The organism is Aggregicoccus sp. 17bor-14 (genome assembly GCF_009659535.1).
GTDB lineage: Bacteria > Myxococcota > Myxococcia > Myxococcales > Myxococcaceae > Aggregicoccus.
Genome location: NZ_VJZZ01000002.1, coordinates 183,549 through 206,882, shown reverse-complemented (window position 1 = coordinate 206,882; position 23,334 = coordinate 183,549). Strand labels below are relative to the sequence as shown.

The 23,334-nt window shown below is 70.9% G+C and carries 20 protein-coding genes and 1 pseudogene; 10 read left to right on the top strand and 11 right to left on the bottom strand.

Annotated elements, in window-relative coordinates; translation table 11 throughout:
* Window positions 1-35: 35 nt before the first annotated feature.
* Entirely contained in the window at window positions 36-443 is a 408-nt protein-coding gene (locus tag FGE12_RS04775; protein ID WP_153865068.1) for a hypothetical protein, read from the bottom strand.
* Between the two features lie 728 nt (window positions 444-1,171).
* On the opposite strand from FGE12_RS04775, the gene FGE12_RS30840 reads away from it, so the two are divergent.
* Both FGE12_RS30840 and FGE12_RS04765 read left to right on the top strand, forming a co-directional pair.
* Window positions 1,172-2,836, top strand: coding sequence for a right-handed parallel beta-helix repeat-containing protein (locus tag FGE12_RS30840; protein ID WP_194797582.1), 1,665 nt, complete (start codon window positions 1,172-1,174; stop codon window positions 2,834-2,836).
* A 138-nt stretch (window positions 2,837-2,974) separates the two neighbouring features.
* A pseudogene (locus FGE12_RS04765) lies at window positions 2,975-3,480 on the top strand (IS30 family transposase); the annotation flags it as partial.
* A 95-nt stretch (window positions 3,481-3,575) separates the two neighbouring features.
* On the opposite strand, the gene FGE12_RS04760 reads toward FGE12_RS04765, so the two are convergent.
* The gene (locus FGE12_RS04760; protein WP_153865066.1) at window positions 3,576-5,267 is read right to left on the bottom strand and encodes a hypothetical protein; all 1,692 of its coding nucleotides are present in this window, start codon (window positions 5,265-5,267) and stop codon (window positions 3,576-3,578) included.
* A 210-nt stretch (window positions 5,268-5,477) separates the two neighbouring features.
* Entirely contained in the window at window positions 5,478-6,035 is a 558-nt protein-coding gene (locus FGE12_RS04755; RefSeq protein ID WP_153865065.1) for a GNAT family N-acetyltransferase, read from the bottom strand.
* 68 nt (window positions 6,036-6,103) lie between these two features.
* Between FGE12_RS04755 and FGE12_RS04750 the strand changes: the two genes are divergently transcribed.
* Window positions 6,104-6,598, top strand: a complete 495-nt coding sequence (locus FGE12_RS04750) for a hypothetical protein (protein WP_153865064.1) — start codon at window positions 6,104-6,106, stop codon at window positions 6,596-6,598.
* 118 nt (window positions 6,599-6,716) lie between these two features.
* Here the strand turns inward: FGE12_RS04750 and FGE12_RS04745 are convergent, their stop codons facing one another.
* Window positions 6,717-7,886, bottom strand: coding sequence for a hypothetical protein (locus FGE12_RS04745; protein WP_153865063.1), 1,170 nt, complete (start codon window positions 7,884-7,886; stop codon window positions 6,717-6,719).
* Window positions 7,887-7,946: 60 nt separating this feature from the next.
* Window positions 7,947-9,740, bottom strand: coding sequence for a hypothetical protein (locus FGE12_RS04740; RefSeq protein WP_153865062.1), 1,794 nt, complete (start codon window positions 9,738-9,740; stop codon window positions 7,947-7,949).
* Window positions 9,741-9,802: 62 nt separating this feature from the next.
* On the opposite strand from FGE12_RS04740, the gene FGE12_RS04735 reads away from it, so the two are divergent.
* Entirely contained in the window at window positions 9,803-10,624 is an 822-nt protein-coding gene (locus FGE12_RS04735) for an alpha/beta fold hydrolase (RefSeq protein WP_153865061.1), read from the top strand.
* 2 nt (window positions 10,625-10,626) lie between these two features.
* On the opposite strand, the gene msrA is transcribed toward FGE12_RS04735, so the two are convergent.
* Window positions 10,627-11,250, bottom strand: coding sequence for a peptide-methionine (S)-S-oxide reductase MsrA (msrA, locus tag FGE12_RS04730; protein ID WP_153865060.1), 624 nt, complete (start codon window positions 11,248-11,250; stop codon window positions 10,627-10,629).
* Window positions 11,251-11,469: 219 nt separating this feature from the next.
* On the opposite strand from msrA, the gene FGE12_RS04725 reads away from it, so the two are divergent.
* The 4 genes from FGE12_RS04725 (at window position 11,470) to thrA (ending at window position 17,769) form a co-directional block, all read left to right on the top strand.
* Window positions 11,470-12,378, top strand: coding sequence for a hypothetical protein (locus FGE12_RS04725; protein ID WP_153865059.1), 909 nt, complete (start codon window positions 11,470-11,472; stop codon window positions 12,376-12,378).
* 357 nt (window positions 12,379-12,735) lie between these two features.
* Window positions 12,736-14,022, top strand: a complete 1,287-nt coding sequence (locus FGE12_RS04720; RefSeq protein WP_153865058.1) for an O-acetylhomoserine aminocarboxypropyltransferase/cysteine synthase family protein — start codon at window positions 12,736-12,738, stop codon at window positions 14,020-14,022.
* Between the two features lie 79 nt (window positions 14,023-14,101).
* The gene (locus FGE12_RS04715) at window positions 14,102-15,298 is read left to right on the top strand and encodes an alpha/beta fold hydrolase (protein ID WP_153865057.1); all 1,197 of its coding nucleotides are present in this window, start codon (window positions 14,102-14,104) and stop codon (window positions 15,296-15,298) included.
* Window positions 15,295-17,769 (top strand): bifunctional aspartate kinase/homoserine dehydrogenase I, encoded by a 2,475-nt coding sequence (gene thrA / locus FGE12_RS04710; RefSeq protein ID WP_153865056.1) that lies wholly within the window; start codon window positions 15,295-15,297, stop codon window positions 17,767-17,769. The genes FGE12_RS04715 and thrA overlap by 4 nt, the downstream gene beginning before the upstream one ends.
* 342 nt (window positions 17,770-18,111) lie before the next feature.
* On the opposite strand, the gene FGE12_RS04705 is transcribed toward thrA, so the two are convergent.
* From FGE12_RS04705 to FGE12_RS04685, 5 genes are all read right to left on the bottom strand, one after another.
* The gene (locus FGE12_RS04705; RefSeq protein ID WP_153865055.1) at window positions 18,112-18,507 is read right to left on the bottom strand and encodes a hypothetical protein; all 396 of its coding nucleotides are present in this window, start codon (window positions 18,505-18,507) and stop codon (window positions 18,112-18,114) included.
* 88 nt (window positions 18,508-18,595) lie between these two features.
* Window positions 18,596-18,820, bottom strand: a complete 225-nt coding sequence (locus FGE12_RS04700) for a hypothetical protein (RefSeq protein ID WP_153865054.1) — start codon at window positions 18,818-18,820, stop codon at window positions 18,596-18,598.
* Between the two features lie 107 nt (window positions 18,821-18,927).
* Window positions 18,928-19,602 (bottom strand): hypothetical protein, encoded by a 675-nt coding sequence (locus FGE12_RS04695; protein WP_153865053.1) that lies wholly within the window; start codon window positions 19,600-19,602, stop codon window positions 18,928-18,930.
* A 52-nt stretch (window positions 19,603-19,654) separates the two neighbouring features.
* Window positions 19,655-19,813 carry an SDR family oxidoreductase gene (locus FGE12_RS04690; RefSeq protein ID WP_153865052.1) on the bottom strand — a complete coding sequence of 53 codons (159 nt, stop codon included), beginning with the start codon at window positions 19,811-19,813 and terminating at the stop codon, window positions 19,655-19,657.
* 33 nt (window positions 19,814-19,846) lie between these two features.
* The gene (locus FGE12_RS04685) at window positions 19,847-21,613 is read right to left on the bottom strand and encodes a PKD domain-containing protein (protein WP_153865051.1); all 1,767 of its coding nucleotides are present in this window, start codon (window positions 21,611-21,613) and stop codon (window positions 19,847-19,849) included.
* A 277-nt stretch (window positions 21,614-21,890) separates the two neighbouring features.
* Here FGE12_RS04685 and FGE12_RS04680 point away from each other — a divergent pair, with 277 nt between their 5' ends.
* Together FGE12_RS04680 and FGE12_RS04675 are read left to right on the top strand one after the other, a co-directional pair.
* Entirely contained in the window at window positions 21,891-22,400 is a 510-nt protein-coding gene (locus FGE12_RS04680; RefSeq protein WP_153865050.1) for a hypothetical protein, read from the top strand.
* Window positions 22,401-22,531: 131 nt separating this feature from the next.
* Window positions 22,532-23,326 carry an alpha/beta fold hydrolase gene (locus tag FGE12_RS04675; RefSeq protein WP_153865049.1) on the top strand — a complete coding sequence of 265 codons (795 nt, stop codon included), beginning with the start codon at window positions 22,532-22,534 and terminating at the stop codon, window positions 23,324-23,326.
* Window positions 23,327-23,334 lie beyond the last annotated feature (8 nt).

The following is a 23,334-nucleotide window of genomic DNA, read 5'->3' as shown; positions in this document are numbered from 1 at the left end:
CTGGGAGAGGGACGGGGTGAGGGATGTCCGCCGCTTCAACCCGCGCGCTCCGCCTCGCGAGCGACGCTGGCCAGCATCTGGCGCACGAAGAACCTGTGCATCCGCGTGCCGATGACGAGCGCGCGGTAGGTGCGGCCCGCGAGCCCCGGAAAGTCCGCGGAGGTGCGCGCGCTCACGATGACGCCGTCGGGCCCCGGCTCGAGGTGGAAGGCGAGTTCGTAGCGCGAGAAGCGATGCCTGCCGCGCAGCGTGAGCTGGCTCGGCTCCACCTGCTCCGCGATGCCGAAGCCACTCGCGGGCTCCAGCCGCCACGCCGCCACGAAGGCCCGGGCCGCAGGGTCCGACATCCGGCTGCGCACGAGGCCCACGAGGGCCTTCCACGGGCGCTCGGGCGTGGCGTTCACGCGGCGGGAGTGCTCGTCGACGAAGGGCAGTGGCTCCATGGCCCCACCCTAGCCGAACGAAAAGAAGAAGCCCCTGCCCCGCTGCTTCGCGGGACAGGGGCCTCGAGAGACTTCAGCTGTGAACTTCGACTACGGGTTCGGCGCGAGCGCCACGCCGCGGAAGCTGTGGTTCGCGTGCGCCCGTTGCGATGACCTTCATTCCTGGGACGTGAGTCGCTCAAGCGTCATCGAAGGACAACAGTTTGTTGGCAATTTCGGGAGGCGTTGCCCCATCCGAAGCGGGCGCGCCTTGTTCAACGTACACGCCATCACCGCGCAATGGGCCGCCGGACCGCACGCTTCCATGCCACCACCGCTGTCCACACACGCGAAGCCGCCTGCTGACGTTAGCGCGAGTGAGGGCAACGGAGTTGCGCCAGACCAAATGCGCCGGACATCATCGATCAGCGAGAGAGGTCTGCAGTCTGCGCGGCACCACCTAATGTGGCATCCGCCTCCGGCTCATCTCCGACGGTCGCGGACACTTGAACCAAAGTGCCAGTTCGACGAATGGGAGAGTCCGCCGTCGAAATCCCAACACAGATTATGTTTGACATTTCCCATTCAACTATTGCATCAGCAATTCCCCTGCTCGCTTAGCAAGCAAGCATGCTTGCGTCCGCCCGGACATTTGAAGCCGGGAGAACGCAATGCTCCAAAAACGTTTTGCCGTACTTGTGGGACTAGCCCTCGCGACCTCAGTTGCTGCGAGTCCCTCTGGAGTTGTCGTGGCCGGCGATGCTCGGACTGCATCGCAAATCGCAACCGAGACCGGATTCACCGGCCTGACAAACCTAGACCCTTCGAACATTCGCCATGTGGCGCTCGGGGGTGTCGACCAACCTTCGAGAGGAACCGTTGCGGCCCCATGGGCAACGATAGCTTATGCCGTAAGCCGACTTCAGCCGGGACAGACGCTATTTATCCACGCGGGCACATACAACAATATGGTTGTTACTCTCGATGGCGCAGTTGACGGCTCGTCGAGTGCCCCTATCACAATCATGGGAGCAATTGGCGAGTCCAAGCCAATTCTCGTCGGGTCGCCCATCAAGGCGATGTTTACCGTCACAAAGAGCTATTGGATCTTGCGCGACCTGACAATCGACATGAACAACCAGCGGCAAGCAGCCGTCTTGTTCACAACTGCAGGCGCGCACCACTCCGCGCTCATCGGGTCAGAGGTGCGTCGCAGTACCAATGGGACGGCAATTCAGATTGAAAAGGGCGCGCACGATATCGTCGTTCGGTGGAACAAAATCCACGACAACTACCAAGCGCAGCGGTGCGACGAACCAGTTCCAGAAGGCTGCGGGACAAGCGGCACATGCGAATCCAGCAGCAATCTCTGCGTGGGCACGTTGAATGGCAGCGTCCGAACTTGCTCGACTCACTCGGATTGCGGCTCACAATACTTCTGCAGTTACGAAAACATCTGCAGAAAACGCGCGGATGCGCATGCCGTTGGTGTCATTGGCGAATCCAGAGATGTGACGGTCGAAGAAAACACGATGTTCGACAACTCTGGCGACGCCATTCAGTGTCAAGGTCCAGCGACGGGCGGGGGAGGAACGACACGCCCATACAACATCACCTTCAAGAACAACACCGCTTACGGTACTGCATCTGCCAGAGGAGTGGTTGAGAACGCCGTCGACATCAAGGACTGCGACCAGGTATCCGTCTCAGGGGGGAACTTCTACGGGTTTTACGAACCTAAGGGCGAGAGTTCAAACCAAGCGATCGTGATGCACTTTGGAGCAAACAAGGTGTTGGTGGAGGATGTGAAAATCCACGATTCGTGCGGCGGAATCGGAACCGGAAACAGCGCCAACGACCAAGTAACAAACCTCGTCTTCCGCAGAAACAGATTCTACGGCCTCGGCTCCGGCTGTCCCAAGTCGAGTGGTGGAATTGTACTGGGGAAAACGCACGAGGCTGACATTGGCTGGAACACATTCCACAACATTACGGGAGCAGGAATCTCGCTCGCAGAGCAGTACACCCAAGCGGGCATGCATGTGGGGGAAGTGTACGTGTTCAACAATATTTTCAGTAACGTTGACTACTCGATGGGCCTGGCGTGGCTTTACGCAATCGACATTGAGACGTTTCACAACCTCCATTATCGGAGCTCTGGCGCTCCGCAATTCCGGTGCCAGTTCAATGCTGTTGGGCTCGAGGATTGGCATTGGTGTGGAAACGAGCGTGGCGACTTCAATCTTGAGTACTACGGGACTCAGGTTGGCTCCCCGCTCTTTGTGACAAATCCAGAGGTCAACGATTTCTACACCCAACCGCTCTCTCCCGCGCGCAATAGTGCAACCGCATATCCGGGAAAAACCGTGTGCGGCGGAGCGGGCGACATTGGTGCGTTGGAAAGCGATTGCTAGGGACCGCCTCCAAGGGATGGGAAGCGCCTGTTCCTGCTGAAATCACATGAGCGTGCGGCAAGTTTGATAGGTGCGGTGGGGGCTGATAGCCCCCACCGCCATCGAGCGTGCCCCTGCCCTGGCCAGCTACCCGACCGCGTCATGTTCAGAGAGAGGCCGCCCAAGGCCGAGGACAGGGCGGTGCCTGGCCACTGGGAGGGCGACTTGCTGGTGGGCAAGCGGGGCAAGAGCGCCATCGCCACCCTCGTGGAGCGCACCAGTCGCTACGTGCTGCTGCTGCCCTCCGGGCGCACCGCCCCCGGCGTGCGCGAGGCCCTCACCCAGAAAATTCAGCAACTGCCGCAAGCCTTGCGCCGCAGCCTCACCTGGGACAGGGCAAGGAGATGGCCGAGCACGTGCGCTTCACCGTCGACACGGACGTCCAAGTCTACTTCTGCGACCCCCACAGCCCCTGGCAGCGCGGCAGCAACGAGAGCACCAACGGACTGCTGCGCCCGTACTTCCCCCAGGGCACCGACTTGAGCCTTGTCTCGACCGCCCAGCTCGACGCCGCCGCCCACTCCCTCAACACCCGCCCCCGCCAGACGCTCGACTGGAAGACGCCCGCCGAGCTCTTCGCCAGGGCCGTCGCGATGACCGGTTGAGACCGCCGACGGCCGGTCGCCGTGCGCCAAGAAGAAGCCCCTGTCCCGCTGCTTCGCGGGACAGGGGGCCTCGAGACTTCAGCGACGAACTTCGACTACGGGTTCGGCGCGAGCGCCACGCCGCGGAAGTTGTAGCCGGTGTCGGCCGCCGCGATCACGCTGACAGCAGGAGTCTTGTTCGTCCCGTTGTCGTTGAAGAACACGAGCTTGTTGTCGTTCGCGTTGGCTGGGTCGCCGGTCTGCACGAAGGAGCCCGTGGTGACGTAAACGATGACCGTGCCATCCGCAGCGCGCGCGGCCGCGAGCCCGCGGGCGCCCGTCCCCTTGGTAATGGTCGAGTCAGCAGCCGGAAGCGCCGGCACGAAGTCGGCAACAGCCACCCAGGTGTTGTCCGCGGTGTTGAGCGTGAACTTCGTCACGTTCAGCGCATCCTTGTTGGCAGGCTGGTTGTCCGAGGCGAGGTAGAGCACGTCCACGCTGCCGTTGCCGTCGCTGTCCACGAAGGCGTAGCCGTTGGGCGAAGAGGCATTGGCCGAGTTCGCGACGACCTTGGCGAAGGCGCCAGACGTCTGGGGGATGCCGGTGCCCACGGAGACCACGCCGACGAAGGGAGTCGTGCCGGAGGTCTGGGCGGAGGAGACGTAGAGCTGGCCGCCGTAGATGCTCACCCAGCGCGAGTTGTTCGGCGTGCTGGTGATCTGGACGGGAGTGCCCGTCGGGTTGGTGTTGAACCACACGCCACCCGAGAAGGTTCCGCTCACGTTGCTCGTACCCGCGGCCCAGTAACCCGTCCCGTCCACCGTGGTGGCGCTGCGGATGTTGCTGTTGGCGAAGGCGCCGGGGAAGTCCACGTAGGTGGCATTGCCCGCCGCGTCCACGCCCACGGCGGAGCGGGTCGCGGCAGTGGCCGTGGCGGTGACGCTCGCGGTACCCGCCGGCTTACGGTACGCACCGAACGCCACGAGCTTCCCGTTGTCCGAGCGCGTCAGGCCACCCTCGGTGGTCGAGGTGTACGTGAGGGAGACCTGGGCAGAATCCACAGCGACGGTCTTCACCGCAGCGGAAGCCGCAGTCGGGGCGAACTCCTGCAGCGAGACAGCCACCGAGGTGCCGCTCGCGGGAGCACCCGTGCCGTCACCCACGCGAAGCACCATCGCGTTCGGCGTCACCACCGGCTGCGCCGTCGCGCAGGTCACCGTGACGTTGGTCACATTCGCGTTGGCGATGGTGCCCGAGCCGTTGGCCACGGTGCAGGTCTGGCCCTGGGGCTGCCCGGAGATCGTCACGCTGTACGGCTGACCGGAGGCGATGGGCGTGGGGAAGGTGAACCCACCGTTGGCCGTCACATCCAGGTCCGCGCCGTTGTTGAGCTTGAGCTTGAGGCCCGGGCCGGAGACGCCAGACGCATTGCCGCTCACGGAGAAGGTGTTGACGGGGTTGTTGGCGCAGGTGACCGCGACGTTGGTCACGTTCGCGGTACCGACGGTGCCCGTGCCATTGGCCACGGTGCAGGTCTGGCCGTTGGGCTGCGCGGACACGGTGACGGCGTAAGCGCCGCCCGTGGCGATCTTGGTCGCGAAGGTGAAGGTGCTGCCGGTCACGGTCAGCTCGTCGCCGCCGTTGTTCTTCAGCTTCAGGCCGGTGCCGGAGAGACCCGACACGGTGCCGCCGACCGAGTAGGTCGAGGCGGGGGGAGGAGGATTGTTGTCGGTGTTGTCATCCCGGCCACCGCAGGCCGCGAGGGCGACGGAGGCGAGGACCGCAGTCAGGATCTTCCAGTTGCGCACGAATATCTCCAAGGTGAACCAGCGACAGAGCGCACATAACCCCGGCTCTCCCTGTCGGGAAGAAAGTGGACGGGCATCCTGAGCCAGGCGCGGAGGCCTTCTTAGCGCAACTCGGCTCGCGGATCCTCCGAGGACCCCAATCAGAGGGTCCAGGGGGACCCGCCCGCTCCCGCTGTGTGACCTCACCGTGACCAGCGGTCCCTGCGCGGATCAGCGGACCGACCACTCGCGCGCGAGCTGTGCGTAGAGGAACTCGCTGCCCCACGCGCCCTTGAACCAGACGTTCTCCACGTAGTGCGCCTCGCGCCGCATCCCCACGCGCTCGAGCAGCGCGGCGGCCGGGGCGTTCAGCGCGTCCGTGATGGCGATGACACGGTGCAGCTTCAGGGTTCCGAAGGCGTAGTCGAGCAGGGCGCGCAGGGCCTCCGTGCCGTAGCCGCGGCCCTGGTGCGCGGGCGAGAGCGTGAAGCCCACCTCCGCCTCGCGCGGCTCGCTCTCGCTCACCTTGAAGGCGAGGTCTCCCACCAGCGTGGTGCTCGCGCGCTCCTCGAGCGCGAACTGGAACCACTGGCCCGGGGTTCCGGGCTGCAGCGCCTGCATGCTCTCGATGAGCGCGCGGCCACGGGCCTCGTCGTAGTCGCTCCAGCTCTGGAAGCGCGCCACCTCGGGCAGCGCACGGTAGGCCACGAAGGCCTTCAGGTCCGTGTCGCGGAAGCGGCGCAGGCGCAGGCGCGGGGTGTCGAGCGCTGTGAAGGCGGTTGGGGGCATGGCGGTGGGGACTCTACTGCGCTCCTCGCCGGCGTCCCTTGGGCGGAGTTAACATGCCGCTGAGCTCCATGACCCTCGACCTCGACCTCGATGTCCCGCTTTCCCCAGAGCAGGCGTTGCGCGAGCTTCGGCGCAGCATCGCGCACCCGGACATCGCACGTGAGGACCTGTCCGTGCTCGGGCGGCTCGACCAGCTCTACTTCGGTCGCTTCGACTCCGCTCACTTCTCGGCGTGGCGCACTCCGTCGACGGTGCTCGCGCGGTGGAATCCCACGGTCGATGGATACGTGTATGCGCTCGGCGGGAGAGCGCGCGTCCAGCTCCGGGTGAGCGCTGGGTTTCCCCCAGCGGTCCTGCTCGCGGAGGCAGGCTTCATCGCTGTGGTGCTGACGGGGATGGCACTCGTGCGTGCGATGCCGCTCCTGCTCCTGCCAGCAATCGGGGTCATGCTGCTCGCGGGCGCAGCCGGTGCGCTGCTCGAGCGCCACCAGCGCGCCGAGGCCGCGCGCGCCGCACGCTTCTTCTCCCAGCGACTCCCGGGCGCCGTCGTCATGGCCCGCTGAGCGCAGTGCCCCTCGGCGCTCGCGAGCGGAGTGGGAGCGGTCTCACGGCTTCGCCCAGCTCCCTCACTCCGACCCACTCCCAGAGGGAGAGGGGATCGCTTCGCCCACTTCGCTCCCCTCAATGGGAGTTCTTGGCCGTGGCGGAGACCTCGGCCGCGTGCCAGGCCGGGAAGTCGGGCAGCTCGCTGCCGCGGCCCGAGAGGTGGTGCTCGAGGAAGGTGCGCATCAGCTCTCCCGTCAGGCGGATGCCGCGCTCGCCGCCGATGGGCCCCAGCCTCTCCGCGCGCTTGTCCTCCTGCATCCAGCTCGAGGGCAGCAGCGCCGCGTCCTGGAAGTTGCCGTGCAGCGTGCCCGCCACGTGCGCGCGCACCGCCGCGCTCGCGCTGCGCGAGGCCGCCGTCCACGCATGCGTGCGGCGCCGCTCGTTCCACCCCAAGGGCAGCTGCCACCAGTGCAGGCTGTCCGAGAGCGGCGAGGCATCCGTCGTCACGTAGAGCAGCGGCTGGCGCGCCTCGCCCTCGAGCGCCGCGCCCACGAAGTCCCCGTCCAGGTTCACGCACGCGCGCAGGGCCGGCGCCTCGCCGCAGGCCGCCACCGAGGCCACCCCGCCCAGCGAGTGCCCCACCGCCGCGACGCGCGCGAGGTCCAGCCGCCCGTGCAGCGGGCTGTCCTGCTCCAGGTCCAGCGCCGCGAGCTGCGTGCGCGCGAAGAGCAGGTCCTCCAGCGCGAGGCGCTCGGGCAGGCCCGGCGCCTGCGTCACCTCGCGCCCGTCCGGCAGCCGCACCACGCACGCGAGCGACGGCGAGGCGAGCCCCACCACCACGTAGCCGTGGCTCACCAGGTCCTCGATGAGCAGGCTGTAGTCCGTGGGCAGCTGTCCCGCCCCGGCGCTGAACAGCACCACCGGCGAGCGCACGGGCGCCGGCGCGCGCCCCGTCACCGCGTGCACGCGCAGCCCCGCGAGCGCCTGCGCCGCACGGTCACCGTAGGTGCGCCGGTTGAAGCTCGCGCGCCGCTCGCCCCAGGTCCCCGGCAGCGCCACTTCCGGCAGCCCGCCGTCCGCCCCTTGCGCCGGGTACCACACCCACGCGAGCAGCTGACGCGCGCTGCCCCCTCCCACCGGGTCCACGCGCGTCCGGTCCACCCAGCGCAGGAGCACCCGCCCCACCGCGTGCGGCCCGCTCAGGGCCGGCAGGTGCGGCCCCGTCGCGCGCGCGCCGGACACACCGGGGGCCGCGAGCACGGGGTCTGCGCTCACCAGGGCGGTGAGCAGGAGGGCGGGCATCATTCAAAGGGCTCCAGAAGAAGGCCGTCAGCCTCCCTACGCGCGCCGCCCGGCGCGATTGCATCAGGGGGCGCGGGGGAAGAGCTCCGCCCTCAGTTGCTCGGTGCGCCGGCGCCGGTGGGCATCCCCGTCCGAGAGCAGCGTGGCGAGCGAGAGGTGGCGCAGCGCGGGGAGTCGCTCGCCTGCGGCCAGGTGCGCCTCGGCGCGGGCCTCCGCCTGTCGGGCCAGCTGCTCGCGCCCCTCCCGCGAGGGCAGCTGCGCATCGTCCAGATATGCGCGCAGGCAGCGCCAGCGGCCCAGGGCCTGCTCGGGCGCGTCCTCCGCCACGTCCTTTGCGAAGGCCTGTACCTGCGCAGGCGGGGCCAGCGCGAGGGTCGCCGCCTTGCCGCCCGGACAGCGCGGGTCCTCCGAGGCGCTCAGGCCCCGCAGCACGTAGCGCCCGCTGCCATCGCGCTCGAAGCGGGCCATCAGCCCCCTGAGCTCCCGCAGGTGGCCGCTGGGGCCGTGCGCATCGAGCAGCACCGGCGGGCCTTCGGACACGAGGTAGTCGTCGAGCGCCCGGAGGTTTCCCGCGTGGTGCGCGAGCGCGTAGTCCGCGAGCCCCGCCACGTCCACCACCTCGGCCTCGCGCAGCAGCAGCGCCTGGCCCCCGAGGTCCGGAAAGCCCAGCAGCGCGTGGCGCTGCCCGAGCGCCTGCGCCTGCGCGCGCACGCCCTCGAACTGCTGCGCCACGTAGCGGTACGGCAGCTCCGGGCTGCGGCGCACCGCGGGCGAGCGGTGCAGGCCCTCCGCGCCCACGGCCCCGGTGAGCAGCGCGAGCGCACCCACCGCAGGCAGCACGCCCTGCAGCGCGGGACGCAGCGCGCTGAGTCCCGCGGCGAGTGCGCAGCCCAGCAGGGGCACCAGCGGCGCAAGGAAGCGCCACTCGCGCATCCAGTCCCCCTTCGACTGGTACACGAAGAGCACGCCCGCCCCGAGCAGCAGCAGCGTGAGCAGCGCGCGCCGGCGCACCGGCGAGGGCACGAGCAGCCCGAGTGCGAGCAGCCCGAGCGCGAGGTGCGTGAGGGCCGGGTGCGCGGTGCGGAAGTTGCTCAGATAGGCCGCCGCGCCGAACTCCCACAGTCGCTTCGCGTAGTACGTGTTGGGCAGCAGGTCCGCGAAGTACCCCCAGCGCACCGCGAGCCAGCCGAGCACCGGCACCAGCAGTCCGAGGAGCTGCCGCAGTTCCTGCCTCCCGGGCGCCCGGCGCTGCAGCGTGCGCACGCCCAGCCACAGCGCGCCCGCGGCGCCGGCGTAGAGGAGTCCCTCGGGGCGCGTGAGGCAGAGCAGCCCCAGCGCCCAGCCCGCGCGGGCGTCCTGACCCGTGCGCAGCTCGCGCAGGCCCCACGCCCCGGCGAGCGCGAGCAGCAGCGCCTGCAGCCCCGTCTCCATCCCGCTGCACACCCACGCGGCGTAGGTGGGGCTCGCGCTGGCGACGAGCGCGGGCAGCGCGTCCTCGAGCCGCAGCCGGCGCCCCTCCGCGGCAGGGCCCCAGAGCGCGAAGAGCGGGAGCGCGAGCGTGCCCAGCAGCAGCCCGAGGCTCGCGGCGTAGCGCTCGGGGTCCAGGTGCAGCGGGAACGCGAGCCCGAGCAGCAGCGTCCACAGCGGGTTGCTGAAGCCCTCCACCGGCTGCGAGAGGGGCGTCACCCGCAGCCCCGCGCCCTCGAAGAAGGTGCGCCCGTACGCGAGCGAGATCGCCGCGTCGTCCACCACCGGCACCCCGAGGTAGCGCGCGTGCGCGACGAGCCCCGCGCAGGCCGCGACGAGCAGCGCGCAGGCGGTCCAGGTCTCTGCGCGCTCGGAGCGGGGCGCCGTCACGGCACGACGTTCTAGGGCAGCGCTGCTGCGCAGGCCACCCTGCAGTCGTATGCTGCCGGGCCATGCCCATGCTCGCGGTGAACGGGACGCAGCTCTACTGCGAGGACAGCGGCGGCAGCGGAGAGCCCGTGGTGTTCAGCCACGGCCTGCTCTGGAGCACCGAGCTCTTCGAGCCCCAGGTGCAGGCGCTGCGCGGCCGCTACCGCTGCATCGCCTACGACCACCGCGGCCAGGGGCGCAGCGCGAAGCCCGGCGGGCACAGCGTCCCCATCGAGACCGTGTACGAGGACGCCGTCGCGCTCATCGAGAAGCTCGGCGTGGGCCCGTGTCACTTCGTGGGCCTCTCCATGGGCGGCTTCGTCGGCATGCGCCTCGCCGCGCGCAGGCCGGACCTGGTGCGCTCGCTCGCGCTGCTCGAGACCAGCGCCGAGCCCGAGCCGCCGCAGAACGCCCCGCGCTACCGCGCCATGGCCACCGTGGCGCGCTTTCTCGGCGTGCGGCTGCTGGCCAGCCGCGTGATGCCCATCATGTTCGGCAAGAGCTTCCTCACCGACCCCGCGCGTGCCGAGGAGCGCGAGGCGTGGCGGCAACGGCTGCTGAAGAACGAGCGCTCCATCTACCGCGCCGTGCTCGGCGTGGTGGAGCGCGAGCCCATCGAGAGCGAGCTGGGCAAGGTGAAGGCGCCGACCCTCGTGCTCGTGGGCGCGGAGGACGTGGCCACCGTGCCCGCGAAGGCCGAGCGGATCCATTCACTCATCGCGGGGTCGAAGCTGGTGAAGCTGCCTCGCGGCGGGCACAGCTCGACGGTGGAGGAGCCGGCGCTCGTGAATCAGGCCTTGAGTGAGTTCTTGGCGCAGCACTCGGGCGGTCATCCCTCACCCTGACCCTAGGAGTGGCCGGCGTCCTTGCCCCACAGCGCCTTGAGCCGCGCGTCGCGCCCGCAGGCGAAGCGGTAGTAGTGATACCGCACCGGGTTCTTCCGGTAGTAGTCCTGGTGGTACTCCTCCGCCGGGTAGAACGCCGACGTCGGGACGATCTGCGTCACGATCGGCTTGTCGAAGCGCTTGCTCTGCTCCAGCTGCCGCTTCGACTCCTCCGCGAGCCGCCGCTGCTCCGCGTTCGCCACGAAGATGGCCGAGCGGTACTGCTCCCCGTGGTCACAGAACTGCGCGTTCGGCGTGAGGGGGTCCACGTTGTGCCAGAACACCTGCAGCAGCTGCGCGTACGTCACCTTGCTCGGGTCGTACGCGACCTGCACTGCCTCCGCGTGGCCCGTGCCCCCCGCGCTCACCTCCTCGTAGCTCGGGTTCTTCTTCGTCCCGCCCGTGAAGCCCGAGGTCGTCGAGATCACCCCGGGCACCGGGTCGAACGCCGCCTCCACGCACCAGAAGCAGCCAGCCGCGAAGGTCGCGTACTCCACCACCGGCTTGTCCTGCGGCGCAGCCGGCGGCGTCTGCGCCGCTGCAGGCAGCGCGAGGGTGAGGGCCAGAAGGAGACTGCGCAGACTCATGGGGGGCTCCAGACGTGGGACGTGTGCCTCTCGATACGCTGCTCTCGTGACGCGGTTACGCACCGCGCGCCGCGGTCGGATGGGGGCGCTCGGGTGCTCGGTTGCTCACAGCTCCGCCGCACTTCCCTCACCCCGACCCTCTCCCAGAGGGAGAGGGAGGACACGGCGGAGGGCAGAGGAGGACGTCATGTGTACATTCGGGCCATGGGGCCTGTGCACGTGACCAACGGGGATGTCTGCGCGGACGCGCTGCGGTCCTGCGGCGCCCTGCCGCTCGTCGTCTGGCGGGACGTGCTGCACGCGGGCCCCGTCCCGGCCGGGCTCTCGGTGGAGGCGCTCGCCGCCGTGCGCGCCGCCTTCCTCGCGAGCCACGGCTGGACCGACTTCGCCGAGGCGCTCGCCCTGCTGCACGAGCGCGACGCCGCGCTGCTCGAGGCCCACGAGGGCACGCTCTGGTTCGAGCACGACCTCTACGATCAACTGCAGCTGGTGCAGGTGCTCGCCATGCTCGCCTCACGCCCCTCGGGCGCGGGCACCTGGCGCCTCGTCGAGGCCCCTCCGCCGCTGCGCATCCCCAACGCCGAGGCCCGCGCGCGCATGGAGTCCAACGCGCTTGCCCTCGGGGACGATGCGCTCGCGCTGGCCGTGCGCGCGTGGGCGGCCCTCTGCGCGCCCGACCCGCGCCCCGCCGCCGCACTGCTGGAGACGGACCTCAGCGCCCTGCCCCACCTGCGTGCCGCGTGGGAGCGCTGGCTGGAGGAGCTGCCCGCGCCGGGCTCCGGCCTGCCGCGCACGGAGCGCCAGCTGCTGCAGGTGCTCGCCGCGGGGCCCCTCCCCTTCCCCTCGCTCTTCGTGCGCTGGTCCTCGCTCGAGGCGCTCGCCTGGATGGGCGACAGCACGCTGCTGCTGCACCTGCGGGGGCTCGCGCACGCGGGCGCCGTCGCGCTCGCGCCCGAGGGCTGGCAGCTCACCGACACGGGCCGCGCGCTCTTGCGCGGCGGCGCGGAGCTCTCGGGCGCCAGCGGCGCGCGCGCGTGGTGGGGAGGCACCTGCCTGGCCGAGCCCTCAGCGTCCGGTTGGCGCTGGGATCCAGCCTCGCGCGCGCTGCTCGCGCCGCATCCCGTTTGACACCCGCGGGGTCCCGCCCTTACCTTGCCCCCCGTGACGCTCATCCGTTCCCGAATGCCGATGTCCATGGAGGCCATGCTCATGCGTGGCCCGGGCATGCGCGCGTTCGCGGGTGAGTGTTGTCCCAGCTGTTGTCGCTAGCTGACCTCACCGACTGACGGACCGCGGGTGCCCGGGTTCCTCACGACCTGAGGCGGCCCGCGGCACGGCCCGCGCGCGCGTTCACCCGAGACGCTGCGCCTTTTCCCACCGTCGCTCCGCTCGCCCTCTCCCGTCGTGGCCCTGCGTCCCCCGCGCGCCCTCTCGCGCCTTCACCGCAGCTCCACCCGCCGTACCCCTCACACCGGAGAGACGACCATGAGCCAGACCCCGCCGCCCCAGTACCGCCCCGAGACGCTCGCGCTGCACGCGGGCTACCAGCCGGACCCCACCACCGGCTCGCGCGCGGTGCCCATCTACCAGACCAGCAGCTACCGCTTCAAAAGCGCCGAGCACGCCGCGAACCTCTTCGCGCTCAAGGAGTTCGGCAACATCTACACGCGCATCATGAACCCCACCACGGACGTGTTCGAGCAGCGCATCGCCGCGCTCGAGGGCGGCGCGGCGGCGCTCGGCGTGGCGAGCGGACAGGCGGCCACCACGCTCACGCTGCTCACCCTGCTCAAGAGCGGCGACGAGCTCGTCGCCTCCAGCAGCCTCTACGGCGGCACCTACAACCTCTTCAAGGTGACGCTCGCGCGCCTCGGCATCCGCACCCGCTTCGTCGAGGTGAGCCGGCTCGAGGACGTGAAGGCCGCCATCGGCCCCAAGACGCGCGCCCTCTACGTGGAGAGCCTCGGCAACCCGCGCCTGGACGTGCCGGACCTGGAGGCGCTCGGCGCGCTCGCGCGCGAGGCCGGCATCCCCTTCATCGTGGACAACACCGCGGCCTCCCCTGCGCTGGTGCGCCCGCTCGAGCACGGCGCGAACATCGTGGTGCAGAGCGCGACCAAGTACATCGGCGGTCACGGCCAGGCCATCGGCGGTGTCATCGTGGACGGCGGCACCTTCCCCTGGGACAACGGCCGCTTCCCCGAGTTCACCCAGCCCAACCCCGGCTACCACGGCCTCAAGCTCACCGAGGCCTTCGGCCCGCTCGCCTTCATCCTCAAGGCGCGCGTGGAGTCCTTGCGTGACCTGGGCCCCGCACTCGCGCCCTTCAACGCCCACGCGTTCATCACCGGCCTGGAGACGCTGCACCTGCGCGTGCGCCGCCACGCGGAGAACGCGCTGCACGTCGCGCGCGCCCTGCAGCAGGACGCGCGCGTCGCCTGGGTGCGCTACCCGGGCCTCGAGACCGACCCATCGCACGCGCTCGCCCGGCGCTACTTCCAGGGCGGCTTCGGCGGGCTCGTCACCTTCGGCCTCAAGAGCGGCTACGAGGGCGGCAAGGGTCTCATCGACCGCGTGAAGCTCTGGAGCCTGCTCGCCAACATCGGGGATACGCGCAGCCTCATCATCCATCCGGCGTCCACGACGCATCAGCAGCTCACGCCCGAGGAGCAGGTGACCACGGGTGTGACGCCGGACCTGGTGCGGCTGTCTGTCGGCCTCGAGCACCCGGACGACCTGCTCGCGGACCTGGACCAGGCGCTCTCCCGCTAACGCAACTCAACTGCGTCTATCCCTCACCCTTTCCCTCTCCCAGAGGGAGAGGGGACTTGACGGGGATGTGAGGCCACTCATGTCAGCGTTCCGTGCTGCGGATGCCCCGCGGCTCTTCGACCTGCGCCTGCCCGCGCTGCCGCTCTCCCGCGGCGGCACGGTGGAGCCCCACCACGCCCGCGGCTGGTGGTGGGGCCCCGAGCAGGACCTCCCCGTCCTCGCGGCCCGCACGCGCTCCCTCTCGGCCGCCGCCCTGCGGCTCTCCGAGAGCCAGGGCGTCGTGCGGCGCCCCGAGCCGCTGCCTCCACCCCGCCCCCTGGACGCGATGGGCAGCGGCCTCGACCCGCGCGTGCCCACCGTGCTGCTCGTGCACGCCCTCACCGGCGATGCGCGCGCGGGCGGCGAGGGCGGCTGGTGGGCGCCCCTCATCGGCCCCGGGCGCCCGCTGGACCCCTCCCGCGTGCGCCTGCTCTGCTTCAACAACCTCGGCTCCTGCTACGGCAGCTCGGGCCCGCTGGACCCGGGCTTCCCCGCGCAGGCAGAGGTGACGCCGTGGGACCAGGCGCGCGCCCACCTGCAGGCGCTGGACGCGCTGGGTGTGGGGCCGCTCGCGCTCGTGGCCGGAGGCTCGCTCGGCGGCATGGTGTCGCTCGCGCTCGGCGCGCTCTCGCCCTCGCGCGTGCGGCGCCTCCTGCCGGTGGCCACCAGCGCCACCGCGAGCGCGTGGGTGGTGGGCTTCAACCACGTGGCGCGCGAGGTGCTGCGGCTGGACCCGGGCTACCCCGACCGCATCGAGCGCGGCCTCGAGCTCGCGCGCCAGCTCGCGATGCTCACCTACCGCGCCGAGAGCGGCCTCGAGCAGCGCCAGGGCCGCCACCTCCCGCCCGAGCCCACCAGCACGCCGGGTGCTCCGCGCATCCAGGGCTACCTCGAGCACCAGGGGCTGAAGCTCTCCCTGCGCTTCGATGCGCGCGCCTACCTGCAGCAGCTGGGCGCGATGGACGCGCACGACCTCTTCCAGCCGCCGCCCGGAAAGCACGGTGCTCCGGCCCTCGCGCGCATCCGCGCGAGCAGCCTGGTGGTGGAGGTGGACTCGGACCAGCTCTTCACCCCCGCGCAGTCCGCCGCGCTCGCCGGAGCGCTGGAGGCCGCGGGCACGCACGTGGAGCGCGCCCGTCTCGCGAGCCCCCACGGCCACGACGCCTTCCTCATCGAGTGGGAGCAGCTCGCTCCGCTCGTCACCCGCGCCCTCGCGCTCCCGGAGCCCCTGCGATGACCTCTCCCCTTCCCTGGCACGTGTACAAGTTCGGCGGCTCCTCGCTCGGCACGCCCGGGCGCCTGCCCCGCGTCCTCGCGCGGGTGGCCGCCGCGCCCCGTCCCCTCGCGGTGGTCGTCTCCGCGCTCGGCGACTCCACCGACTGGCTCATCCAGGCGGCGCGCGCCGCCGAGGCGGGAGGTTCTGTCGAGGCGCACGTCGCGCGCGTGCGGGCGCTCGCGCGGGACACGGCCGCGCAGGTGCTGTCCGCGGAGACACTCGGCGGCTTCGAGCGCGCGCTGGAGGGGCTGCTCGCGCCGCTCGAGCGGCTGCTCACCGGCATCGCCCTCACGCGCGAGTGCAGCCCGGCCACGCTGGACGACGTCATGGCCATGGGCGAGCGCATCAGCGCCGAGCTGCTCTCCCGCGCGCTCGAGGCCAGCGGCACGCGGGCGCTCGCGGTGGATGCGCGGGAGCTGCTCGTGACGGATGGCACCGCGGGCGCTGCGCAGGTAGAGCTGGCCGAGAGCCACGGGCGCGTGCTCGCGGCGAGCGCGGGCTGGGAGGGCGCGGTGCCCGTCGTCACCGGCTTCATCGCCCGCTCGCGCGCGGGGCGCACCACCACCCTGGGGCGCAACGGCTCCGACTACACCGCGACCCTGCTCGCGCAGTTCCTCGGCGCGCGCGAGGTGACGGTGTGGACGGACGTGGCGGGGGTGATGACCGCGGACCCCGCGCTGGTGGCGGACGCGCAGCGCGTGCCGCGCATGACGTACGCGGAGGCCATCGAGCTCGCCCACTTCGGCGCACGCCTCTTCCACCCGCGCACCATGATTCCCCTGCTGGACGCCGGCGCGAGCCTGCACATCCGCAGCACGGCGGAGCCCGAGCGGGAGGGCACGCGCATCGACGCCGTGGGCAACCCGGACCCGCACCGGCCCACCTGCGTCACGAGCCTGGAGCGGCTCGCCCTGCTCTCCGTGGAGAGCCTGCGCGCCGGGCCCACGGACGCGCTGGGGCCTGCGCTCTTGCGCGCGCTCGAGTCCTCCGGTGTCGCCGTGTGGATGAGCAGCCTCTCCGCGCTCGGCAAGTCACTGAGCCTTGTGGTGCCGGAGGCGCAGGGTGCGCGCGCGCTCACGCTGCTGGAGTCGGCCTTGCGTGAGGAGCGCGCGCGGGGCGAGGTGCGTGTGAATGCCCCGCGCACGCCCGTGACCCTCGTCACCCTGGTGGCCGAGGCCATGGGCCACCGCCCGAATGTCGCCGGGCGCTTCTTCGCCGCGCTGGGCAACGTGGGCGTCAATGTGCATGCCATCGCTCAGGGCGCCACGAGCCGTAGCATCTCCTGCGCGGTGGCCGCGGAGGACACCGCGCTCGCCGTGCGCACCGTGCACGCGGCCTTCAACCTCACCCACGCGGAGGTCAACGTGCTGCTGCTCGGCAAGGGCACCGTGGGCGGTCACCTGCTGCAGCAGCTCGAGGCCAACGCCGTCGCGCTGCGCGAGCGCCACGGCGTGGCATTGCGTCTGGTGGGGCTCGCGGACCGGCGCCGCGCGGTGTTCGATGCGGGGGGCCTGCAGCGCCCTCTCGCGCAGCTCGCCGAGGCGCGGGAAGGCCCGGTCGTGGAAGCGCTGCTCCCTGCGCTCTCGCGCCTGCCCAACCCGGTGCTCGTGGACTGCACTGCGGCAGACGCCATGGAAGGGCTGTACGCGGCAGCCTTCGCGCAGGGCGTGCACGTGGTGGCGGCGAACAAGAAGCCCCTCACGCTGCCGCTCGCACAGGCCCGCGCGCTGCACGCGACGGCGCGCGAGCACTTCCGCGCCTACCACTACGAGACCACCGTGGGCGCGAGCCTGCCCGTCATCGAGACGCTGAAGAACCTGGTGCGCACGGGAGACCGCGTGGGCCGCATCGAGGGCTCCTTCTCGGGCACGCTGGGCTACCTCTGCCACCAACTGATGGCCGGCACGCCCCTGTCCGAGGCCGTGCGCACCGCGCGCGCGCTCGGCTACACCGAGCCGCACCCGCGCGATGACCTGAGCGGCCTGGACGTAGCGCGCAAGGCCCTCATCCTCGCGCGCGAGCTGGGCTGCGCGCTGGAGCTCTCGGACGTGGAGGTGGAGCCGCTCGTGCCGCGCGCGCTGCTCGCGGAGGAGGACCCCGAGCGCTTCCTGCGCGCGCTGGAGGCACATGACGCGCAGGTGTCCGCGCAGGTGGCGGGATACCGGGCTGCGGGGCGCAGCCTGCGCTACCTCGCGCAGTTGGAGATGCGGGCCTCGGGCAGCGCACGGCTGCGCGTGGGGCCCGTGGCGGTGGACGCCGAGCACCCCGCGACGGGGCTGCGCGGCGCGGAGGCGCTGGTCGCCTTCTTCACCGAGCGCTACCGCGACTATCCGCTCATCGTGCGTGGGGCGGGAGCGGGGGGCGCCGTGACGGCCGCGGGCGTGCTCGCGGACGTGCTGCGCGTGGCGGAGAACGTTCGGGGGCGCAGGTAGGGGCGCGGCATCGGCGTGAGTCGTTGCGGCTCGCGCTACGCGGTGACGAGTGGGCCGGCTGCACTTCTGCGCAGCCGTTTCCAGATGAGCCTGGCGACCTCGCAGAGTGCAAACGAGAGCGGCAGGAACATGAGGAACATTACGGGCCACTCCAGGAATTCAACCCCGGCGACGTCGATGAAGTACCGAGTGGGCGCCGCGAGGCGCCAGCCGCCACTGGGCCTGGGCTCGAAGAGCAGCTGGTACTGCGGATGGTGGTCGTTCGAAGCCTCTCCTCCGTGCGCAGCGACGTAGAGGAGGCGCGGGCCGTGGAACCTGGTGGCCGGTCGCGCCGAGTGCGACTCACGGCTTCTTCGCCGCGCCCTTCACGTTCGCGATGGCGCGCAGCTCCGTCTCCGTCAGCTTGTCCTTGGGCCGCCCCATGGCTGCCTTCACCTGAATGAGCACCTCGAGCGGAAGCACCCGAACCTTCAGTCCGCCGACATCCATCCACTCCGCGTCTCGCAAGACCGCCGCCACGTCCTCGACGGGCGGCAGGCTGCCCAGCACGTCGAGGCGACCAAGGTCGGTGAGCAGGTAGAGATTCCTGAAGCTCGACAGCTCGCCCGCGGTCAGCTGCAGCGGACGCTTGTCCACCGTGTGGGAGAGGCGAGGTTGAAGGCCTGCCACGGCTTCGAGCAGCCGCTCACAGTTCGCCTCGGTGAATGGCATGAGGACGTCCAGGTCGTACGTGGCCATGGACGAGCCATGCAGGACCGCCGCTGTTCCTCCGACGACCACGAACTCGACGCGTGCCTCCGTGAGTCGCTGGAGGAGCTGGAGAAAGTCATTCGTCGGCACGGCGCGAGTCCCTCAAGAGCTCGTGGAACTCGACGACCTGCTGCAGGCGTCGCAAGCGCTCGGCGGGACTCAGCGCCAGGTTCTCGAGCAGCAGCGTGACATCGATGCCGAAGTCGATCGCGCGGTCCCAGTCAGGTCCGTACGACGGCAGGCTCGCCCGCGACCACTCGGACGTGAAGGAATCGAGGTCTGTCGCGGATCGCTCGGCCATTCGAGAGGACTATTCATCCGCCCGAACACCGGGTCAATGCGGTGTCAGGCCGCTCGATGACAGCTCAGCCAAGGCCGTCACGGCGGTGGGCTTGATTGCCCACCTGCCTACCAGCGCATCCGGTCGTCGCGCACCACCAGGAGCCGCACGGTGCGCGTGAAGTCCGTGCGCGGGTCGATGCCGAGGGCGAGGCACACCCTCAGCCCCGTGGGCGTCCAGCAACGCTCGGCCTGGCCCGGTTCGATGGGGTCGGCGTCGGTCTCCGCCGCGTTGCTCTCGAGGTGATGGAGCGTCCCCTCGCCGTAGAGGGCCGTGAGCTGACCGGCGAGCTGCTCATAGGCGGCGCGGCGCTCTTCCTCCTGGCGATCGCTGCACGCCTGGCCCTCCTCCTCGGACACACCGTCTGGCCAGCACTCGACGGTCTCCTTGCGGTGTACGGCGATGGCCGCAGACGCGCGTCCCTGGAAGCCCTCGAAGACGACCTCCACCCTGCCCAGCGGTGCGAGCTCGGCGCCGTTGACCGTGAACCCCCCGTCCACCAGGGGGCGCCCCGTCACCTCATCCTTCCAGAAGGTCTCGAAGGGCTCGTCCTCGGCGACCACGGCCTTGGGGAAGCGCGCGCGCAGCTCGGCCGCGGTCGTCGTCCACTTCAGGTCCCCGAAGACGCGCGGCAGCGGCGGAAGGGGCTTCTCGTCGGACGTCGGCGAAGGCGGAACCACCGCACGCGGGCTGGCGCAGCCAGTCCACAGGGCGAGGGCGAGCGGCCACAGTCGGTGGAGCATGGCGGGAGCGTATTGCACCCGCCGTGCCCGGTCAGCTGCACCTCACGGGCCCCTACAGCTGCGCCATCCCGCCGTCCACGCACAGCTCCGCGCCGGTCATGAAGGAGGAGCGCGCGGAGGCGAGGAAGAGCACCGCCTCGGCCACCTCCTCCGGCTGCCCGAAGCGCCTGAGCACCACGCGCTGCAGGATGGCGCTGCCCTGGTGCGCCATGCCCGAGGCCGTCAGGAGGACGGAGGCGCCCTCCTACTTCTTCACCACGCGCACCTCGCAGGTCTGCTGGCGCGTGTTGCCGCCCGCGTCGCGCGCCTGCACCGTCCAGCGAATCACGTTCCCCACGCCGCCCGTCTGGTAGAGCGTCAAGGTAGCGCCGCTCGGCACGGCCTTGCACTGCCCGGGCCCGGTGCAGGTCACGCCGCTCGCCGTGAGCGACGCCACCCCGGTGCAGGCATCCGTCGCGGTGGCCGTCCAGGACGGGCCCGGAAACCCCTTGCCCGGCACGTCACTGGGCGTCACGGTCGCGGGCGCGTTGCACGCAATCTGCGGCGCCGTGGTGTCGGCCACGCGCACCACCACCGCGTCGCGGTCTGCCGAGAGCCCGCGGTCGGCGACGAGCAGGTTGTAGGTCTGCTCGCCGAGCGCCTGCTGCACCGTGAGCAGCGGGCTCGCCGAGGGGGCCGCGAGCTGCTGCGCGCCGCGCCGCCACTCGTAGAAGGAGAGGTTGCCGTCCGCGTCCGTGCTGCCGGAGGCGTCGAGCGTGACGGAGGCGCCGCTCGGCGAGGTGCACTCCACCGTCCGGTCCAGGCCCGCGTTCGGCACGGGCGGCTGGTTGACGATGAGCCCATCGAGCGCCACGTCCACCTGCGCGTCGAGCGTCCCCTCGTCACCGTCTCCCACCGCCTGTCCCACGAGCTGTCCCGAGACGCGGCACACCCGGGAGGGCCAGTTCATCGCCAGCGCGAGGCCCTCGGTGTTGCGGCCCGCCACGTAGAACCCCTTCAGCTGCGTCGAGCGCCGCGCGCGCAGGGAGCTGAACGCGGTGTTCGCCCGCACCTCGCCCAGGTAGAAGCCGAGCAAAGAGCCCATGTTGATCGCATCCGGCTCGGTCGCGCCCGACAGGCCGATGTCCACGAACTTCGGGTCGCTCGCGAAGATGGAGCCGGAGTCGAACTCGATGTCGTCGCTCGTCAGCTGGTAGGACATGCCGAGCGCACACGCGGCGCCCGGCGCGCAGGGCCGGCCGCGCACCTGCAGCTCGCCGCGCGCCTGCGGCTGGCGCTTCGGCGTGCGCCCCCCCGCCGAGATCTGCACGTCGCCGCTCACCGTGCAGACACTGACCGGCTGCAGCACCTCGTTCTCGAACAGCGCCGGCGTCGGGTCCGGCGGATCGAAGCCCGCAACCAGGCAGACCTCCTTGCCGTCCGGGCACGCCTGGGTGCAGCTCGCGTCGAACTGATCGCTCACGACCGCCGAGCGGGCTCCGCACTCGCAGAAGAACTTGCCGAGCGGGGCGAGCTGCGCGTCGATCGCCGCCTGCGCCTCGTCCGCGACGACGCCCGAGCACAGGGCCTGCAAGTCGTCGAACGAGGGAGCACCTCCGCCTCCGAGGTACGGGTTGTACGGGGCCGGCAGGCAGACGTTGGACGCCTTGGTCACCCGCGTCTCGGGCGCATTCTTCAACGAGCTCTCGACGATCCACCCCGAGGGCCCCGAGTCGAAGCTCACCTGCCACCACGGCACCGTCTGGCCATTGAAGGGCGCTGCCACGGGCCCGTCCACGATGGCGCCGGTCGCATGGAGGAGCACATCGCTGATGAACACGCCGCCCGGGGACGTGTAGACGCTGCCGCCCAAGGGCGCGATGACGCGCCGGGAGCAGTCGCAGTTGCAGGTGTAGAAGTTCGTCTCCTCCAGCTTCACCTCGTCCAGGCCGAAGACCCGGTCGCAGCCCGCGAGGAGCGTGAGCAGGACGGCGAGGACCGGCACTCGTGACGCAGCGACACATTGGCGCATGATGGCGCTCCCTCTGTTGAGGTGGGCTGGGTGACCGGTCTCGTCCGTGCACGCCCCCATCGTGACGGGCTCACGGGGTCGGCCCTCGGCAGACCCGCGCGCGGTCGCCGCTCTCATGGCGGGCGCAGCGCGGACGCACCATCGGCTGCCGGGGCCACTGTGTGCGCTTCCGGATGCGCCCGGTGCGCGCGCGTCCTCTTCCGCGCACCGGGATCGCCCTCGAGTCGGCAGCGAGGCCTCACCCGGCGCTGCGGCCTCGCGTACGATGGTCCTGCCCATGCCCCGCCCCGATGCGACGACCGTCCCGTTCCTGATTCTCACGGCCCTGCTCGTCCTCGGGGCCGCGATGCTTCATTGGATGCCGGTCAGGGGCTACGCCGTGTCCTGTGAGCGGACCTCGCAGGTGGTCTGCTCACTCGAGCGGACCGAGGCCACGGGCCCCACCCGGACCCTCGTGCCGCTGGGCGAAGGGGCCTCGGCCGTGGTGCGGGTGCAGCAGCCCCGTCGCGGGCACAGCCGCGTCTTGCTGTACCTGGAGGCGCCGGCGACCTCCGTGTTCGCCGCGGAGTTCGAGGACTCGGACGCCTACGACACGGCCAATGCGGCGGCCGCGCAGCTGAACCGGGTCCTCCGCTCGTCGGCGCCGGGGCAGGCACGCATCGAGGTCGTCCCGCCGCCGCTCTACCGCTGGCTCGCGTGGGGAGGCCTGGCCTTCATGGCGCTGCTCATCCTCGCCGGCTATCGGGCCACCCGCTCCCGCGCGTCTGCGTCTCCGGCAGCGCTCTGACAGGGCTCGCAGCGCTCAGTCCCGCACCGTCCGGGCGTCGCGCGCTTCGACCGTGAGGTTCACCGAGCGCGCGCCGTCCGGCAGGTGCATCCTCGCGGCAGACTGAAGCAGCTTTGGACGCGGACGGTGCGATGGCCACGTGGAGCAATGGAAGCTGCGAGACGAACGGGGTGCGCCTGCACTTCTTGCGCACCGGGGGCGCGAAGCCGCCGGTCGTCCTGCTGCACGGGCTGATGGGAAGCGGCGCGTGCTGGACGCTGCTGGCGCGCGCGCTCGAGGGTGCGTACGACGTGGTCATGCCCGACCTGAGAGGGCACGGCGACTCGAGCGCGCCGCGCTCCGGGTACCGGTACGAGGACCACGCGCGCGACGTGGTGGGGCTCCTCCAGGGGCTCCGGCTCTCGCGGCCGGTCCTGCTCGGCCACTCGATGGGCGGCATGACGGCGGCCGTGGTGGCGAGCCAGGAGGGCGTGGAGCTGCGCGGCCTCGTCCTCGTCGACCCGACCTTCCTGAGCCCCGAGCGCCAGCGCGAGGTGCACGCGAGTGACGTCGCCGAGCAGCACCGTCGGGCGCTGGGGCTCTCGAAGCGGGAGCTCGTCGCGCAGGCACGCGCCCGGCACCCGGGCCGCTCGCCCGAGCTGCTCGAGCTGCAGGCCGAGGCCCGGCTGAAGACCCGCCTCGAGGCCTTCGACGTGCTCACGCCGCCCAACCCCGAGTACCGCGCCGTGGCGCGGGCGATCAAAGTCCCCACCCTGCTCGTCATCGGAGACAGCCCCGTCGTCACGCGAGAGATGGCGGCAGAGCTCGTCGGGCTCAACCCGCGCGTGCAAGTCGCGCAGGTGCAGGACGCAGGGCACGGCCTCCCCTTCGAGCAGCCCGAGCGCTTGAGCGAGGTGGTGCGGTCGTTCCTGCGAGAGCTGCCCTAGCGGGCGCT